Origin of the sequence: Roseomonas fluvialis (assembly GCF_022846615.1) — a bacterium.
GTDB classification, from domain to species: Bacteria; Pseudomonadota; Alphaproteobacteria; order Acetobacterales; family Acetobacteraceae; genus Neoroseomonas; species Neoroseomonas fluvialis.
The window spans coordinates 4,480,717-4,496,507 of the sequence record NZ_AP025637.1; the positions used below are offsets into that span (position 1 = coordinate 4,480,717).

Consider the following 15,791-nt stretch of genomic DNA (forward strand, 5'->3'; position numbering starts at 1 on the left):
CTCGTTGATTCGTGGCGGCGCGGTCATCTGCCGCGCCGTCGATCGCAGCGCCGTCGAGGTCGTCGAGGACGGCGCCGTCCTGCAGCGCGATGGCAACATCGTCGAAGTCGGGCCGTGGGCCGAGCTAGAGATGAGGCACGCCGGCACCGTGGATCAGGTGCTCGGCTCACCTGCCGACGTCGTGCTGCCAGGCTTCATCAACGGCCATCATCATGTCGGACTCACGCCGTTGCAGCTCGGTTCGCCGGACCTGCCGTTGGAACTGTGGTTTGCCAGCCGGCTGAAGTCGCGCGCCGTCGACCTGCGCCTCGACACGCTATATTCCGCCTTCGAGATGGTCGAGAGCGGGATCACCACGGTCCAGCACCTGGCAGGGCGGATTCCAGCGCCACTGGACAACGTGATCCGCGGGGCGACGGACACGCTGCGAGCCTATCAGTCGATCGGCATGCGGGCGTCGTATGGCTACATGCTGCGCGACCAGAATCACCTCGTCTACGAGGCCGATGCCGCCTTCCTGGCCAGGCTGCCGTCGGCGCTGGCTGCGGAGTTGGCCCCGATGATCGAACGCGGCGTGCTGCCGTTGGAAGATCATTTCTCGCTGTTTCATCACCTGCGCGAGGCCTTCGGCGACGATCCGCGTATCGCGATCCAGCTGGCCCCGGGCAACCTGCACTGGTGTTCCGACACGGCGCTGGAACGTGTTCGCGCGACCTGCGAGAGCACCGCCACACCCTTCCACATGCACCTGCTGGAGACGCAGTACCAAAAGGCCTACGCAAGCAAGCGCGCCGGTATGAGCGCGCTCCAGGTGCTGAATCGGGCCGGGCTGCTGGGGCCACATGCCACGCTCGGTCATGGCATCTGGCTGACAGAAGCCGACATCGAGCTGGTCGCCGAAACCGGCACGTGCATCTGCCACAACTGCTCGTCCAATCTCCGGCTGCGCAGCGGCGTGGCCCCGCTTAATGCTTGGGAGAAGCGCGGTGTGCGCGTGGCAATCGGCCTCGATGAGGCGGGCATCAACGACGACCGCGACATGCTGCAGGAGATGCGCATGGTGCTGCGCCAGCACCGCGTCCCCGGCATGGAGCCGATGGACGTGCCGACCCCGGCGCAGGTGTTCCGCATGGCGACGGAGGACGGTGCAGCGACGACGCTGTTCGGCCGGACGATCGGCCGATTGGTGCCGGGCTGTGCCGCGGACCTGATCCTGATGGATCGGCGCCACTTCACCTATCCCTACATGGATCGCGACACCCCGCTGATCGACGCGCTGGTGCAGCGCGGGAAGACCGGCGCCGTGCATACGGTGATGGTCGCGGGCGAGGTCATTTATGCCGACCGGCGCTTCACCCGCGTCGACAAGGAGGCCGCGCTGGCCGACCTGGCCGAACATCTCGGCCGCCCGCTGACGCCCGACGACGAGCGGCGGCGCGCCGTGTCGCGGCAGGTCGAGCCGTTCGTCCGCGACTTCTATCGCGACTACCTCCCGCCCGAGGGGCCATCGCCCTTTTACGCCGGGAGTGCGCGACGCTGACTGGGCACGAGCGCACGACGTGACCATCCAACAGAACGGGAGACGATAATGAGGCCCCATGCCTCCATGACCATGGACCACGGCATCAGCGAAGCGGAGTGGCAAGCGCGCTGCGACCTGGCCGCGCTCTATCGGCTGATCGCCTTCCATCGGTGGACCGACCTGATCTACACACACATCAGCCTGCGCGTTCCCGGTCCCGAGCATCACTTCCTGATCAACGAGTACGGCGTGCTGTTCCACGAGATGCGCGCGAGCGATCTGGTGAAGATCGACCTCGACGGCAATATCGTCGGACCGCATGCGGTTCCGCGGCCCGTGAACTCCGCGGGCTTCATCATCCATTCGGCGATCCACGCAGCCCGCGAGGACCTGACCTGCGTGATCCACACCCATACCAGCGCCGGCATCGCCGTCAGCGCGCAGGAGGATGGGCTGCTGCCGATCAGCCAGCATGCCCTGCGCTTCTACGGCAGGTTATCCTACCACGGCTACGAGGGCGTGGCGCTGGACCTGGACGAGCGCGACCGGCTGGTCGCAGACCTCGGCCAGAACCGAGTGATGATCCTGCGCAACCATGGGCTGCTGGCGGCAGGTTCCAGCGTCGCGCAGGCCTTCCTCGAGATCTACTACCTCGAGCGTGCCTGCGCTGCCCAGGTTGATGCGCAGGCTGGCGGCGGCCGGTTGGTCCTGCCACCTGAAAGCGTGCGGCAACGCACCGCCGCGCAATCCAACCGTCCCGGCGCCGAGGCGCGCGACGCCTTCGCCTGGCGCAGCGCCTTGCGCCTGCTGGAGGGGCAGCCGGAATGGCGCTGCTGATGTGCCCCATGCAGCGCTGTCGGGTTGAACCCGCCTGATGCCGCGTCCGATCGAGGCACCCCGAACTGTCGTGGCCGGCGACACGCTCACGCTGCGTGAGGTCAGCTGCCGTTACGGGACAGTGGACGCGGTGCAGAAGGTGTCGCTGTCGATCAACAGGGGCGAGTTCGTGACCCTGCTCGGCCCGTCCGGCTCCGGCAAGACGACGATCCTCATGATGATCGCCGGCTTCGTGCAACCGAGCGGCGGCGAGATTCTCCTCGATGACCGCGATATCACAGCCCTGCCGCCCGAGCGGCGCGACTTCGGCATGGTGTTCCAGGGATACGCGCTTTTTCCGCATTTGACCGTCGCCGAGAACATTGCCTTCCCGCTCCGGATCCGCGGCTGGGGCCGGGCGGAACGGGAAGACCGGGTTCGGCGAACCATCGACCTGGTGCAGCTCGACCGGCATGGCGGCAAGCTGCCCGCACAGCTCTCCGGCGGTCAGCAGCAGCGCGTGGCACTGGCCCGGGCCCTGGCCTTCGACCCGGCGGTCCTGCTGCTCGATGAGCCACTCTCAGCGTTGGACAAGAAGTTGCGCGCGGAGATGCAGGAGGAGCTCAAAGCGCTCCATGCGCGCGTGGGACGGACATTCGTTAACGTCACTCACGATCAAGAAGAAGCACTATCACTTTCCGATCGGATCGCAATCTTAAACCATGGCCGTCTGGTGCAGCTTGATCGGCCTGCCGTGCTGTATGACCGGCCGGCGTCTCGCTTCGTCGCCGGGTTCCTAGGCCGCGCGAATTTCCTCGAGGGGACGATCGACGCAGACAGGGTCTTGCAGATCGGCGACGTGCGTCTGCCGACAATGCCCCACTGGCCTATGGGTAGCGTCGTGTTCTCGGTGCGGCCGGAACGTATCCGGTTGCTGGCCGTAGATGAAGCGGAGCAGATTGCGCTGCCTGGGCGGTGCGTCTCGACAACCTATTTTGGCGCCGTGTGCGACGTCCTGGTCGACACGCCAGTCGGCGCGCTTCGCGTCAGCGTCGCGGCCGCGCAGCGTTCGATGTTGCCTTTACAGGGCGATCAGCTGCGATTGGGTTGGTCGACATGTGCCATGGCGCCGGTGCTGGAGGATGCCTAGCCGTCATTCGTTTGGCTGCGCGCCGCTCAGAAGTGGCCGCTCGGCAGCCAGGCTCTGAACGAGAAAATCAACGACGGCCCGCACGCGCGCCACTCCCCGCTGTGCGCGGTTGGTGACGATGTAGAGTTGCTCTCGCGGGCCAGGAGGGGTCGTCGCGATGCGTTCCAGACCGGCCGACTGATCGCCGAGGAACGCTGGCAGCGCCACTACAGCAAGGCCGGATTGGGCAGTGGTGCGCAGCAACAGGCTCGTGCTCGCACGCAGGACGGGCTCCGCCCCCGCAAAAAGCTGTCGCATCCAAATGCTCTCAGGCAAGTGAGGCCGCTCGTCGGTCAGCAGGGCAAAGGGAACATCGCGCGTTGCGCCGGCCTTGATCGCATTGCGTGCCAACGCCGCCATGGCGGGTGCGCCATACAGCGCGAAGGTGCAGTCGCTCAGTCGACGAATGTCAAGCCGATCGGCGACAGGCTTGCTGATCCGCAGTCCGATATCGATGTCGCCGTTGAGCATCGAGTCGAGCGACAGATCCGCCAGCAAAGTTAGGACGATTTCAGGAAAGGCTGCGCGGAACGCTGCCAGGCGGTCGATCAGCAAATCACTGAGCAACGCCATCGGCGCCGCCAGTCTGACTTCGCCCGACAGCCTTGCGTCACTTCCGCCGGCTATCCGCGTGAACGCAGCGATCTCCGCTTCAATCCTCTGTGCGTGGGCGAGCACGTGCTCTGCCGTATCGCTGCGCACCAGTTTCTTGCCGCGGCGCACGAAAACGGTCGCTTGCAGCGAAGCTTCGGCTGCGGCAAGGCGGCGCGCAACCGTGCTGTGACTGAGGCCGAGCGTACGCGCTGCAGCAAGCAGGGAGCCTGCCCGGTCGATTGCCAAAAGAACCTGCAGATCGTCCCAATTAAACGCAGGCATTCGTCTCTATTCCTAGTCGCAATACGGGCGGGACTTGGATCTGTTGGAACTGTCGGGCGGAACCAGCGTCGTAGGGCTGGGTCCCGCCGGAGGATCGCCGCTCGCGCCGCCGATGCTTTCCAGCGCCATGCAAAGCCCGCGCCGTTCTTTGCCTCTGCGGGACTACTTCAGTCTAACGATTCCGATCAGACAATGCCGGTCGACTTCACCGCTGCCTCACCCTAGCAGGGCTCCCGTTCTGCTGCTCGCGGTGGGATGGCGGAAGCCGCCTTTTCGAGCAGGGGGCGGGACAGGGCGGAGAAATGGCTTGAGCACTGGGCGCTGAACGTGATGCTCGCCGGGGTGCCCCAGCGTCACTCCGGCCGGACGATGCGGCTAACGGATCCGTGCCGACGGACGACCCTTTTGCGGGTCACGCACCGCCACGTCGCTACTCATGCGCTACCTAGCTCGCAGCAGATTTGGTGTTCCTAATGAGCTAAGTCTCTGAAAACTGGCGGACCCGAAAGGATTCGAACCTTCGACCTCTGCCTTCGGAGCGTATCCGGAACGATTTCGCCAGGCTTTCTCGTTCTACGCTATGACCCTCTAACCCACTACGTAGATTGAGTTTTTCTGGCATTGTCCGCCGCATCGCGTATCCGTCTGCACGTCGAAGTTTCGGCCCGGGTGCTGCCGTGGTGCTTCCGAGAATGGAGCCCACGGGTCCCAACTCGGACCAGGAGCACAGGACGTGGGAAAGCTCAGCAAGCGCACCGTCGATCAGGCAACGCCCCGGGACGCGGACTACTTCATCTGGGATGACGAACTGCCCGGGTTCGGCCTCCGGGTGTTCACCTCGGGACGGCGAAGCTACGTCGTGCAGTATCGCGCCAAGGGGCGCACCCGGCGATTCACGATCGGTGTGCATGGCGTGTGGGCGCCGGAGACGGCGAGGCGGGAAGCCCGCGTAATCCTCGGCCGCATCGCGCAAGGCGACAACCCCGCAGAGCAGCGGGAACTCGACCACCGCGCGATCACGGTCAAGGAACTCTGCGAGCGCTATATGGCCGACGCGAAGGCAGGCCTGATCCTCGGCAAGAAGCAACGGCCGAAGAAGGCCTCGACGATCTACACCGACGAGGGGCGCATCAAGCGCCATATCGTCCCGCTTCTCGGCACGCGGCGTGTGAAGGACCTCACGAGCACCGACGTGACGCAGTTCATGCGTGACATCGCGTCCGGCAAGACGAAAGCCGACGTGAAAACACGGAGGCGCGGGCGCGCCATCGTCCGCGGCGGCCTGGGAACGGGTCGCCGCACGGTTGGCTTCCTCGGCGCGCTGCTGACCTATGCGCGTGAGGCCGGCATCATCGACACCAACCCGGCACATGGCATCCGGAAAGCCGCCGACCAGAAGAGGACTCGGCGTCTCTCGGAGGACGAGTATCGGCTGCTCGGTAGGCTGCTGGCGAAGGCGCTCGCGGACGATCAGCTCCGCACTTCGGCGAAGATCACACGGCTGCTCGCCCTGACGGGCTGCCGGCGCGGGGAGATCCTGAATCTGACCTGGTCCGAGGTGGACACCGGCAACAGCTGTCTTCGGCTTCACGATACAAAGGAGGGCGCGTCCGTGCGCCCGATCGGACTTCCCGCCGTCGACATGCTGGAGGCGGATCGGCCGCGTGAAGCGGTCGGCCCGGTGTTCCGCGGCTTCCTCGATGGCAAGCCGTTGATCGGCTATCCGAAGCACTGGGACAAGATCTTCGCGAAGACACCGCTCGCCGACGTCACCCCCCATGTCCTGCGCCACAGCTTCGCCAGCATCGCGAACGATCTCGGCTTCACTGAGTCGACAGTCGCCGCGTTGCTGGGACATGCGCAGGGATCGGTGACCAGTCGGTACATCCACGCGGTCGACACATCGCTGATCATGGCGGCCGATACGGTCGCCGGATACATCCAGGCGCTGATGGAGGGCGCGCAGTTCCAGCGTCGAGGCTACGCGCTGGATCGCGCGTCGAGGGAGATGGCGCTCTCGCGGCACCTCGGGAAACCCTTGCCGCCCGGCGTGAGCCACCTGGCCGAAGCCAGCGCTGCCGATCAGACCCCGGGGCCTCACGGCCTGACACCTTGACGATATAGCCCAGGAGCTATATATGGACTGGCAGGTGGTTTTTGACGATGAGTTCGATGCGGAGTTCGGAGAGCTACGGGAAGCCGTGCAGGATGAGCTGCTCGCTTCCGCCAAGATCCTTGCGGTGTTCGGCCCGAAGCTGAGTCGCCCACATGCGGACACGCTCAAGGATTCGGCGTTCTCCAACATGAAGGAACTGCGGTTCGAGGCTGATGGTGGCGTCTGGCGTGTCGCGTTCGCGTTCGATCCCGAGCGCAAGGCCATCCTGCTCGTCGCCGGCGACAAATCGGGTGGCAGCGAAAAGCGTTTCTACAAGTCGCTCATCGCGAAAGCCGACAGGCGCTTCAGGGCGCATCTCGATGGGCTCAAGGCCACGAAGAAGGGAAACACGTGATGGGACGAACACTGAGTGATGTCGTTGCCGCGCTTCCCGAAGCGCGGCGAGCACGTGTCGAGGCGCGCGCCCGGGAGCTCATCGAGGAGGTTGAGAGCCTGAGCGAGTTGCGACGCATGGCAGGCAAGGCGCAGGTGGACATCGCATCTGCCTTGCGGGTCAAGCAGCCCTCGATATCGAAGATCGAGAAGCAGGCGGACATGTATCTCTCGACGCTCCGCAGCTATGTCGAGGCCATCGGCGGAAAGCTGGAGCTCGTCGTCCGCCTGCCTTCACGCGCGCCAGTGCGGATCGAGCACTTGGGCGACGTCGCCCCGAGTGTTTCCGCTGGCCCCAGCAAGGTCACCGCAAAGCGGCAGACCAAACCGCGCGCGAGCGCCCGCGCCGGCTGAACGGACGATCGGGCGCGAACAGTAGTCAGGATCTCGGTGCCGGGATGGTTGACATCCCGCGGTAGCGATTCGAACGCAGAGTGAGAGTTCGGCGGCTGTCGCCGTGACGGGTTTCGGGGCCGAGAGAGAGGCTCGCGGCCGGCCCGTCATGGAGAACCGCCATGACCCGCTCCGCGACGCGGCCGGCCCCGAGCGGCCGAGCCTCGGGTGACCGCGCAAACCTCTACGACGAGATCACCGGGAAAATCATCGCCGAACTTGAGGCCGGGCGCCTGCCCTGGGTGCAGCCCTGGGGAACCTCGGGCGTGGCCGCGCCGCTCGCCCTGCCGAAGAATGCTGCGACCAGCCGGCGCTACTCCGGGATCAACGTGCTGATCCTGTGGGGTGCTGTCGTCGAGCGCGGCTACGCCGGCCAGAGCTGGCTCACCTTCCGCCAGGCGCTCGCGCTGGGCGGCAGCGTGCGCAAGGGCGAGCGTGGCACCACCGTCGTCTACGCCGACCGCTTCATTCCTGGCGAGGAGCGTCAGCGCGCGCAGGAGACAGGCAAGGACGCCCGCGCGATTCACTTCCTCAAGCGCTTCACCGTCTTCAATGTCGAGCAGTGCGATGGCCTGCCGCCCGAACTGGTGGCGGCGGCGCCGCCTGCGGATACCTCGCTCATCGAGCCGCGGGTCCAGGCGCTGATCGCCACCTCCGGCGCCGACCTTCGCATCGGTGGGGAGCGCGCCTACTACGACGTGCTCGGCGACTTCATCCGCGTGCCGCCGCCGCAGGCCTATTTCCAGCCGATCGACTGGCACCGGACCGCTCTGCATGAGCTCGGCCACTGGACCGGGCACGCGTCGCGCCTCGGCCGCGAGATCGCCAACAGCTTCGGCTCGACGAAGTACGCGCAGGAGGAGCTGGTCGCCGAGATGACGGCGGCCTTCACCTGCGCCGCGCTTGGGATCGTGCCGACGGTGCGCCACGCCGACTACATCGGCTCCTGGCTGGGGGTGCTGCGCGAGGACAATCGCGCGATCGTCCGCGCGGCGAGCGCCGCATCGAAGGCAGCTGACTTCCTGCTCGCCTTCGCGCCCGATGGCGAACCCGCAGGCGGTGACGCCGAGGCGGTGGAGGCGGTGTCGTGACCGGAGACGAGCGAAGTAGCACGGTGCGCGATGGAAGCGGCGCAATCTGGGAGATCGAGACGATCGTCGCACCGGCATCGTGGGCCACGGCTCTGGTGAACAATGACTGGTCAGGGCTTGAGCTGGAAGCCGTCGACGCCAAAGCCTGCCGCGCTTGGCTCAAGGCACAATCCGGCGATGGGTGGCGGGTCATCGACGTGGCTCGCGATACGGAGGGGAACCCCGAGGACCCGTGGTTCTCCTGGTCCGCCGACCTGCACGGCTCGCCCTGGCGTGGTGCTGACCTGCTGACCTACGTGCGTGAGCGTGCAGCCTCGTCGGCTGGCAAGGCGTTCACTTCGCCCGCCGAGCAACACGGCGATGATCGGGACTGTTAGGGGCCAGAGGCAATCCTCGCGGCGGCACGGGCGTGCTCTGAATGATGCTTGTCGTCGTTTGGCCGTGCGCGAGGAACCGATCGAGTACCGCATCGAGCCCCTCGATGGAGGGCAGATGCACCTTCAGCACGAGGCAATCCTCACCCGTGACGCGGTGGCACTCCACGACTTGCGGGATCGCTCGCGCCAGTTCCGTCACCTTCGGCAACTGCCCCGGCGCCGGCCGAACACGGACGATGGCGCAGACCGGGTAGCCGAGGGCGACCGGATCGAGATCGAGCCGCCAGCCGCGGATGACCCCGGCTTCCTCCAGCCGCAGGACGCGCTCACGCACCGCCGGCGCCGACATGCCAACGCGGCGCGCGAGGTCCGCGATCCCCATCCGCGGGTCATGGCATAGCAACTGCAGAAGCTCGACGTTGCGTGCATCGCGTAGTGCTTCTGAACCAGTGCCGCTTGCGGGCATGTATCCTCCTTCTCAAAGGCTCAGAGACTAATCGACCTTCGTATCTGTATGTAGCACGCGCGGATTGGGTGCGACGATGATTCGATGTTCACTCGCGCCACACCCACCCCGTCCCTCGCTGATCGCGTGCCGCCGCACGCCTTCTTCATCGTCAGCGCCGTATTCCACTACCTCGGCCCGAGCTTCGCCGTGCTGCTCTTCGCCAGCCTCGCGCCACCGGGCGTCGCTTGGCTGCGGATCGCCAGCGCCGGGCTCGTCTTTGCCCTCTGGCGACGGCCCTGGCGGGCCTGGGCGGGGTTGAACGCCCGCGACCGGTGGGTGGTGATCGCCATGGGTGCGGTACTCGCGCTGATGAACACCGCCTTCTACGAGGCGATCGCCCGGCTGCCACTCGCAACGGTCGGCGCCATCGAGTTCCTCGGCCCCATTGCGCTTGCCGCGCTCGGCTTCCGCTCGCGCCGCAACTTCGCCGCGCTGTCCTTCGCTGTCGCGGGCGTCTGGCTGCTGACGGATGCACGGCTCGCGGGCGAGCCGCTCGGCTATGTGCTCTCCTTCGCCAACTGCGCACTGTTCGTGCTCTACATCTTTCTCGGCCACCGGATGTCGGCGGGCGGTGGCGGCGTTTCGGGCGTGGACCGCCTCGCGCTCTCCATGCTCGTCGCCGCCGTGGCCGCGTTGCCGTTCGGTTTTCGTGACGCTGCGCCGGCCTTCGCTGACTTCTGGCTCCTTGCCGCGGCGGTCGGCGTCGGGGTGTCGTCCTCCGTGATCCCCTATGTTTGCGACCAGCTCGCTATGCGCCGGCTGCCGCGTGCCTCTTTCGCTCTCTTGTTGTCGTTGCTGCCGGCAAGCGCGGCGGCGATCGGCGTGCTCGTGCTCGGGCAAGTACCCACATCGGTCGAGGTGGTTGGTATCGGGCTGGTCATCGCGGGCGTCGCCCTTCACCGGTCGGAGGGATAACCGCGCGGATGCGCCGCACAGAGGGAAGCTGCGACCTCGGACGTGCCGTTAGAGTGAGAGGGCCGAGGCAGTCTTCGTGACGGGTTGAGGGTCGGGAGAGAGGCTCCCGGCCGGCCCGTCATGGAGAACCCCCATGTCGAAGTCCGTCCCCAAGATCGCGCTCAGCGCGTCCCGCGACATCCCCTTCAACCGCCTCGTGCTCAGCCAGGCGAATGTCCGTCGGATCAAGGCCGGCATTGCCGTCGAGGAGCTGGCCGAGGACATCGCCCGGCGCACCCTGCTCCAGAGCCTCACCGTCCGCCCCGTGCTGGACGAGGACGGCCGCGAGACCGGCATGTTCGAGGTGCCCTCGGGCGGCCGGCGCTTCCGCGCGCTCGAGCTGCTCGTGAAGCAGAAGCGCCTCGCCCGCACCGCGCCGATCCCCTGCATCATCCGCACCGAGGGCATCGCCGAGGAGGACAGCCTGGCCGAGAACGTGCAGCGCGCTCCGCTGCACCCGCTCGACCAGTTCCGCGCCTTCCAGGCGCTGCGCGAGCGCGGCCGCTCGGAGGAGGAGATCGCCGCGGCCTTCTTTGTCTCGGTCGGCGTGGTCCGGCAGCGGCTCCGCCTCGCCGCCGTCTCGCCACGCCTCCTCGACCTCTACGCCGAGGATGGCATGACGCTCGAGCAGCTGATGGCCTTCACCGTCAGCCCCGACTACGAGCGCCAGGAGCAGGTCTGGGAGGCGCTGCAGCGCTCCTACACGAAGGAGCCCTACCAGATCCGCCGCCTGCTGACCGAGGGCGCCGTGCGTGCGTCCGACAAGCGCGCCCGCTTCGTCGGCACCGAGGCCTACGAGGCGGCGGGCGGGCTGATCCTGCGCGACCTGTTCCAGCCCGACGATGGCGGCTGGTGGCAGGATGCCGGGTTGCTCGACCGCCTCGCGCGCGAGCGGCTGGAGCGCGAGGCCGAGGCGATCCGCGCCGAGGGCTGGCGCTGGGTCGAGGCCGCGCCCGACTTCCCCTACGGCCACAGCTACGGCCTGCGTCGCGTCGTCGGCGAGGCGCAGCCGCTGAGCGAGGACGAGACGGCGCGGCGCGAGGCGCTCCAGGCCGAGTTCGACCGTCTGGAGCAGGAATCCGCCGAGGCCGACGAGGTGCCGGAGGAGACCGACCGGCGCCTGGCCGAGATCGAGGAGGCGCTCGCCGCCTTCGAGGACCGGCCCGTCGCCTACGATGCCGAGGAGGTGGCGCGCGCCGGCGTCTTCGTCAGCATCGACGGCTCGGGCGCGCTGCGCGTCGAGCGCGGCTATGTCCGGCCAGAGGACGAACCGCCGGTCGCGGCCAAGCCGGAGGAGGAGCAGGTCGAGACTGAGCAGCCCTCGGCGGACCCGGAGACGGAGGGCGACACCACGACCGAGCCCGACACCGCCACAGCCGCCCCGGCCGCCGAGCCCCCGGAGGAGGACGAGGGCATCCGCCCGCTGCCCGACCGGCTGCTGACCGAGCTCACCGCGCACCGCACGCTGGCGCTCCGGGATGCGCTCGCCGGCGATCCGCAGGTGGCGTATCTGGCGGTGCTGCACGCGCTCTGCTTGCGCTTGTTCTACCGCTACGGCCTCGACTCCTGCCTGGAGATCGAGCCGAAGAGCGCGCTGTTCTCCGCCCAGGCGCCCGGCCTCGCCGACACCGCCTCGGCGCGCGCCATCGAGGCCCGTCACGCGCGCTGGCGGGCGCAGATGCCGACGGAGCCGGGGGATCTCTGGCCGGTCCTCGGCGGCTTCGACGCCGACAGCCGCGAGGCGCTGTTCGCGCACTGCGTCGGGCTCACGGTCAACGCGGTGCACGAGGCCTACAACCGCCGGCCCAAGGCGATCGCGCATGCCGACCGCATTGCCGAGGCCGTCAGCCTCGACATGGCCGCGGTGGGCTGGCGGCCGACGGCGGAGGCCTACCTCGGCCGCGTCACCAAGGGCCGCATCCTCGCCGCCGTGCGGGAGGCGCGCGGCGGGCGGGCGGCGGAGCGCCTCGCCGGCCTGAAGAAGGCGGAGATGGCGACGGCCGCCGAGGAACTGCTCGCCGGCACCGGCTGGCTGCCCGAGCCGCTGCGCACGCCGGGCCAAGTCTTCGCGGCGGTGGAGCCGGAGACCGAGGCGGCGCCGGAGGGCGAAGCGGAATCGGCGGCGGAGGGCGGCGAACCGGCCATCGCCTCGGCGCCGCCGGCCGAGGACACTGAGGCCGCGGCGATCCCCACCGCCGCGATCGCCGCCGAGTAACCGGCCTCCCTGCACCTCGCGGGCCCGTCGCAAGGCGGGCCCGCATCTTCATGGAGGAACCAATGCGCGAGGATGCCGCCGCGCTCGCGCGCCGCCTGGCCCGCAACGCCGAGGCGGTCTGCCGCCACTACCTCTCCAACGGCCGGCGCGAGGGCGGCTGGTGGACCGTGGGCGATGTCGCGAACACGCCGGGGCGCAGCCTGTTCGTGCGGCTGCAGGGGCCGGAGGCGGGGCGCGGCGCCGCCGGGAAGTGGACCGACGCGGCGACGGGCGAGCATGGTGACCTGCTGGACCTGATCGGCAGGGCGCGCGGCCTCGAAAGCCTGCGCGACGTGCTGGAGGAGGCGCGGCGGTTCCTGAGCCTGCCGACAGCGCAGCAGCCCGAACCGCGCGCGCCGGTCGCGGCCGGCTCGCCGGATGCCGCGCGTCGGCTGTTCCACGCCGGACAGCCAATCAAGGGCACGCTGGCCGAGACCTATCTGCGCGCGCGCGGCATCACCTACCTGGACGATCTGCTCGCGCTGCGCTTCCACCCGCGCTGCTACTACCGCGCGGACGAGAACGCGCCGGTCGAGACCTGGCCCGCGATGCTCGCCGCGGTGACGGATCTCGAGGGCACCATCACCGGCGTGCACCGCACCTGGCTCGCGCGCGACGGGAGCGGCAAGGCGCAGGTCGCGACGCCTCGGCGCGCGATGGGGCGGCTGCTTGGGAATGGCGTACGGTTCGGCGTGGTGAACCATGTCGTCGTGGTCGGCGAGGGGATCGAGACGATGCTGGCGCTTCGGTGCGTCTTGCCGTCGCTGCCGATGATCGCGGCGCTGTCGGCGAGTCATCTCGCCGCGCTTGTCCTACCAGCTTGTATTCGACGCCTCTACCTCGCACAAGACAACGACCATGCGGGCATCGGCGCCGCAGCGACGCTGACCGAATGGGCAGGGCGAGCGGGCATCGAGCCCCTGGCACTGCGCCCACGTTCGGCCGACTTCAACGCCGATCTACGACAGATCAGTCCAGTCGATTTGGCCGCGTGGGTGCGCATCCAGCTCGCACCTGAGGACGTGGCATCCATTCGTCAAATGGCTCTGCATGACCTCGGCTCGCGAGGCTGAAAGCAGACGCCTGTCGTCCGCTCTACGTCGCTCCACGATCTACTTCCTTAGCCCCAGATCGCGTGCACGGACCGCTGTAACCTTGATTTCACCGCGCTTGACTGCATCGTCAAAAATGGCGATGATTAAACTTATGGGATATGCGGGCGGAAAAGGACGGCTTTGGCAGGACATCGTTTCGCTGATGCCGCCGCATGACACTTATATCGAAACGCACCTCGGAGGCGGCGCGGTCATGCGAAACAAGCGCCCGGCGCGGGTCAGCATCGGCGTGGACATCGATGCCGACGTAATCCGCGAGGCGAGCTCCTGGGACGTGCCGGGGCTCGTGCTGCACGCCGCTGATGCGCTCGCATTTCTCACCGGCTACGCTTTCGGCGGCCGGGAGCTTCTCTACGTCGACCCGCCCTACGTCGCGGCCACCAAAAAGAACCGCCGCTATTATCGGCACGAATACACCGACGAGGATCATCGCAGGCTTCTAGGCGCCCTCCTGAAGCTGGATTGCCGGATCATGATCTCCGGCTACCCCTCGGCGCTATACGAGCAGGCGCTTCAGGGATGGGAGGTCAAGGAACTCGTAAACGTGAGCCACGCTGGACCGCGCAGCGAACGGCTTTGGGCGAACTTCGCATTCTCGCCGGACCTTCACGACTATGCACCGATCGGCGGCAGCTTCCGCGAGCGCGAACGTATTCGCCGCAAAACCAGCCGATGGGTGCAAAAGCTTGCCCAACTGCCGGACCTCGAACGCCGCGCTGTGCTTGCCGCGCTTATCCAGTCTTCGGACATCGATCCCGGCGACGCCGAGCGCCTGCTTGCTGATCGAGACCGAGGACGCGCGGCATGACGGAATTCTGGCGCGCCTCGCTCGCGGAGACCGTTCGCACCTCACAGCGTCTGGCGCGCCGCCGGGTCGCGCTGACCGACGTTTGCAACTGGCTTGAATGCTATGCCGAAGCCGCGCCGACCTCCTCAAACCAGGGCGCAGCCAAAATTCCGTTCCAGCGGTGGTTCCACTTCAAGGAAGCGTTTTCGCCAAAGTTCGTCGCCGATACGCTGGGGTCGTTGCCCTACAAAGTCGACCGATGCCTTGATCCCTTCGGGGGCAGCGGCACGACCGCCGTAACCTGCCGCATGCTAGGCATCTCGTCCGAGATTATCGAGGTCAATCCCTTCCTGGCGGATCTCATCGAAGCCAAGCTTACGCCGGTGCCGGCCGCGCGCTTTTGCGAGTCCTATGACCGCCTGCTGTCAGAGCTTGAGATCGAACTCGGCGACAGTCGCGCCATCGATGGTATGCCGCCGACAATGGTCGAACCCGGTGTCAAAGGTCGTTACGTCTTCGCCGCCGAAGTCTATGCGACGATCCGCGCGATCGTACGGGCATCAGCCGCCCTGCCGCCAGACGAAGCACGTCTGCTCAGAGTACTGCTGGGGTCCGTGCTGGTCTCCAACAGCAACGTGACGATCAACGGCAAGGGCAGGCGCTACCGCCGCGGTTGGGAAACGCGGCCTCGCTCGGCCGCCGACCTCATCGCCAGCCTCGATGATGCGGTCGACTTGGCTGCCGCCGACCTCACCTCCTATTCCGGGCCGCGTCGGGCCCGCCATGTCGTCCATCGCGGCGATGCTCGGACCGCGCTGACGCGCGTCGAGCAGGCGGACGTCGTGGTCTTCTCCCCGCCTTACCCCAACTCCTTCGACTATACTGACGTCTACAATCTCGAATTGTGGATGCTTGGCTATCTGAAATCCAGCCCCGACAATCGTACTTTACGCCATCAAACCCTGCGCTCGCATGTGCAGATGAAATGGCGGGCGACGCAACCCGTCGCGGCTTCAAAGTCGCTCCAAGAAACGCTAGACGCGCTCCGCCGCGCCAGAAGCGACTTGTGGAATCCACATATTCCCGAGATGATTGGTTTCTATTTCGACGATCTCGCCTTAATCTTCGCGCAGTTCCGCCGGATTCTCCCGTCCGGCCGGCACGCCGTCGTCGCGATCGGCGACAGTCAGTATGGTGGTGTTCACGTCGATGTTGCCTCTATTCTCGTCGAATGCGTGCAGCCTTTGGGCTTTCGCCTGACCGAGCGCGGCGCTATCCGCTCCATGCGCAACAGCTCGCAGCACGGAGGGGGATTTGAGTTGTCCGAACACTGCCTAGTATTTGAGCGCAGTTGACGCAGA

Annotated in this window: 15 protein-coding genes; 13 read left to right on the forward strand and 2 right to left on the reverse strand. The window is 67.1% G+C overall.

What is annotated here, in order from left to right:
- Positions 1-4 precede the first annotated feature (4 nt).
- From MWM08_RS21480 to MWM08_RS21490, 3 genes are read left to right on the forward strand one after another with little or no spacing between them, the layout of a single operon-like run.
- Positions 5-1,540 carry an amidohydrolase family protein gene (locus MWM08_RS21480; protein WP_244408551.1) on the forward strand — a complete coding sequence of 512 codons (1,536 nt, stop codon included), beginning with the start codon at positions 5-7 and terminating at the stop codon, positions 1,538-1,540.
- Between the two features lie 48 nt (positions 1,541-1,588).
- Positions 1,589-2,359: a class II aldolase/adducin family protein gene (locus MWM08_RS21485; RefSeq protein WP_244408552.1), complete on the forward strand. Its 771-nt coding sequence runs from the start codon at positions 1,589-1,591 to the stop codon at positions 2,357-2,359.
- A 37-nt stretch (positions 2,360-2,396) separates the two neighbouring features.
- Positions 2,397-3,488: an ABC transporter ATP-binding protein gene (locus tag MWM08_RS21490; RefSeq protein ID WP_244408553.1), complete on the forward strand. Its 1,092-nt coding sequence runs from the start codon at positions 2,397-2,399 to the stop codon at positions 3,486-3,488.
- A 3-nt stretch (positions 3,489-3,491) separates the two neighbouring features.
- On the opposite strand, the gene MWM08_RS21495 is transcribed toward MWM08_RS21490, so the two are convergent.
- Complete coding sequence (locus MWM08_RS21495) at positions 3,492-4,403, reverse strand: LysR family transcriptional regulator (protein ID WP_244408554.1); 912 nt, start codon at positions 4,401-4,403, stop codon at positions 3,492-3,494.
- 733 nt (positions 4,404-5,136) lie between these two features.
- Here MWM08_RS21495 and MWM08_RS21500 point away from each other — a divergent pair.
- The 5 genes from MWM08_RS21500 (at position 5,137) to MWM08_RS21520 (ending at position 8,812) form a co-directional block, all read left to right on the forward strand.
- Positions 5,137-6,519, forward strand: a complete 1,383-nt coding sequence (locus tag MWM08_RS21500) for a tyrosine-type recombinase/integrase (protein WP_244408555.1) — start codon at positions 5,137-5,139, stop codon at positions 6,517-6,519.
- A 22-nt stretch (positions 6,520-6,541) separates the two neighbouring features.
- A complete protein-coding gene (locus MWM08_RS21505; protein WP_244408556.1) occupies positions 6,542-6,913 on the forward strand; it encodes a type II toxin-antitoxin system RelE/ParE family toxin in 372 nt (123 codons plus the stop codon).
- Complete coding sequence (locus tag MWM08_RS21510) at positions 6,913-7,305, forward strand: XRE family transcriptional regulator (RefSeq protein WP_244408557.1); 393 nt, start codon at positions 6,913-6,915, stop codon at positions 7,303-7,305. The genes MWM08_RS21505 and MWM08_RS21510 overlap by 1 nt, the downstream gene beginning before the upstream one ends.
- Before the next feature lie 161 nt (positions 7,306-7,466).
- Complete coding sequence (locus MWM08_RS21515) at positions 7,467-8,435, forward strand: ArdC family protein (protein WP_244408558.1); 969 nt, start codon at positions 7,467-7,469, stop codon at positions 8,433-8,435.
- Positions 8,432-8,812 (forward strand): hypothetical protein, encoded by a 381-nt coding sequence (locus MWM08_RS21520; protein ID WP_244408559.1) that lies wholly within the window; start codon positions 8,432-8,434, stop codon positions 8,810-8,812. Before MWM08_RS21515 ends, MWM08_RS21520 begins: the two co-directional genes overlap by 4 nt.
- Here MWM08_RS21520 and MWM08_RS21525 read toward each other — a convergent pair.
- Positions 8,769-9,278, reverse strand: coding sequence for an Lrp/AsnC family transcriptional regulator (locus MWM08_RS21525; protein WP_244408560.1), 510 nt, complete (start codon positions 9,276-9,278; stop codon positions 8,769-8,771). The two genes, MWM08_RS21520 and MWM08_RS21525, sit on opposite strands and share 44 nt — an antisense overlap.
- An 84-nt stretch (positions 9,279-9,362) precedes the next feature.
- Here MWM08_RS21525 and MWM08_RS21530 point away from each other — a divergent pair, with 84 nt between their 5' ends.
- The 5 genes from MWM08_RS21530 (at position 9,363) to MWM08_RS21550 (ending at position 15,785) form a co-directional block, all read left to right on the forward strand.
- Entirely contained in the window at positions 9,363-10,235 is an 873-nt protein-coding gene (locus tag MWM08_RS21530) for an EamA family transporter (RefSeq protein WP_244408561.1), read from the forward strand.
- A gap of 133 nt (positions 10,236-10,368) precedes the next feature.
- Positions 10,369-12,489, forward strand: a complete 2,121-nt coding sequence (locus MWM08_RS21535) for a ParB/RepB/Spo0J family partition protein (RefSeq protein ID WP_244408562.1) — start codon at positions 10,369-10,371, stop codon at positions 12,487-12,489.
- A gap of 62 nt (positions 12,490-12,551) precedes the next feature.
- Positions 12,552-13,601, forward strand: a complete 1,050-nt coding sequence (locus MWM08_RS21540; protein ID WP_244408563.1) for a DUF7146 domain-containing protein — start codon at positions 12,552-12,554, stop codon at positions 13,599-13,601.
- Between the two features lie 115 nt (positions 13,602-13,716).
- Positions 13,717-14,451, forward strand: coding sequence for a DNA adenine methylase (locus MWM08_RS21545; RefSeq protein ID WP_244408564.1), 735 nt, complete (start codon positions 13,717-13,719; stop codon positions 14,449-14,451).
- Positions 14,448-15,785 carry a class I SAM-dependent methyltransferase gene (locus tag MWM08_RS21550; protein ID WP_244408565.1) on the forward strand — a complete coding sequence of 446 codons (1,338 nt, stop codon included), beginning with the start codon at positions 14,448-14,450 and terminating at the stop codon, positions 15,783-15,785. Before MWM08_RS21545 ends, MWM08_RS21550 begins: the two co-directional genes overlap by 4 nt.
- Positions 15,786-15,791: the final 6 nt, after the last annotated feature.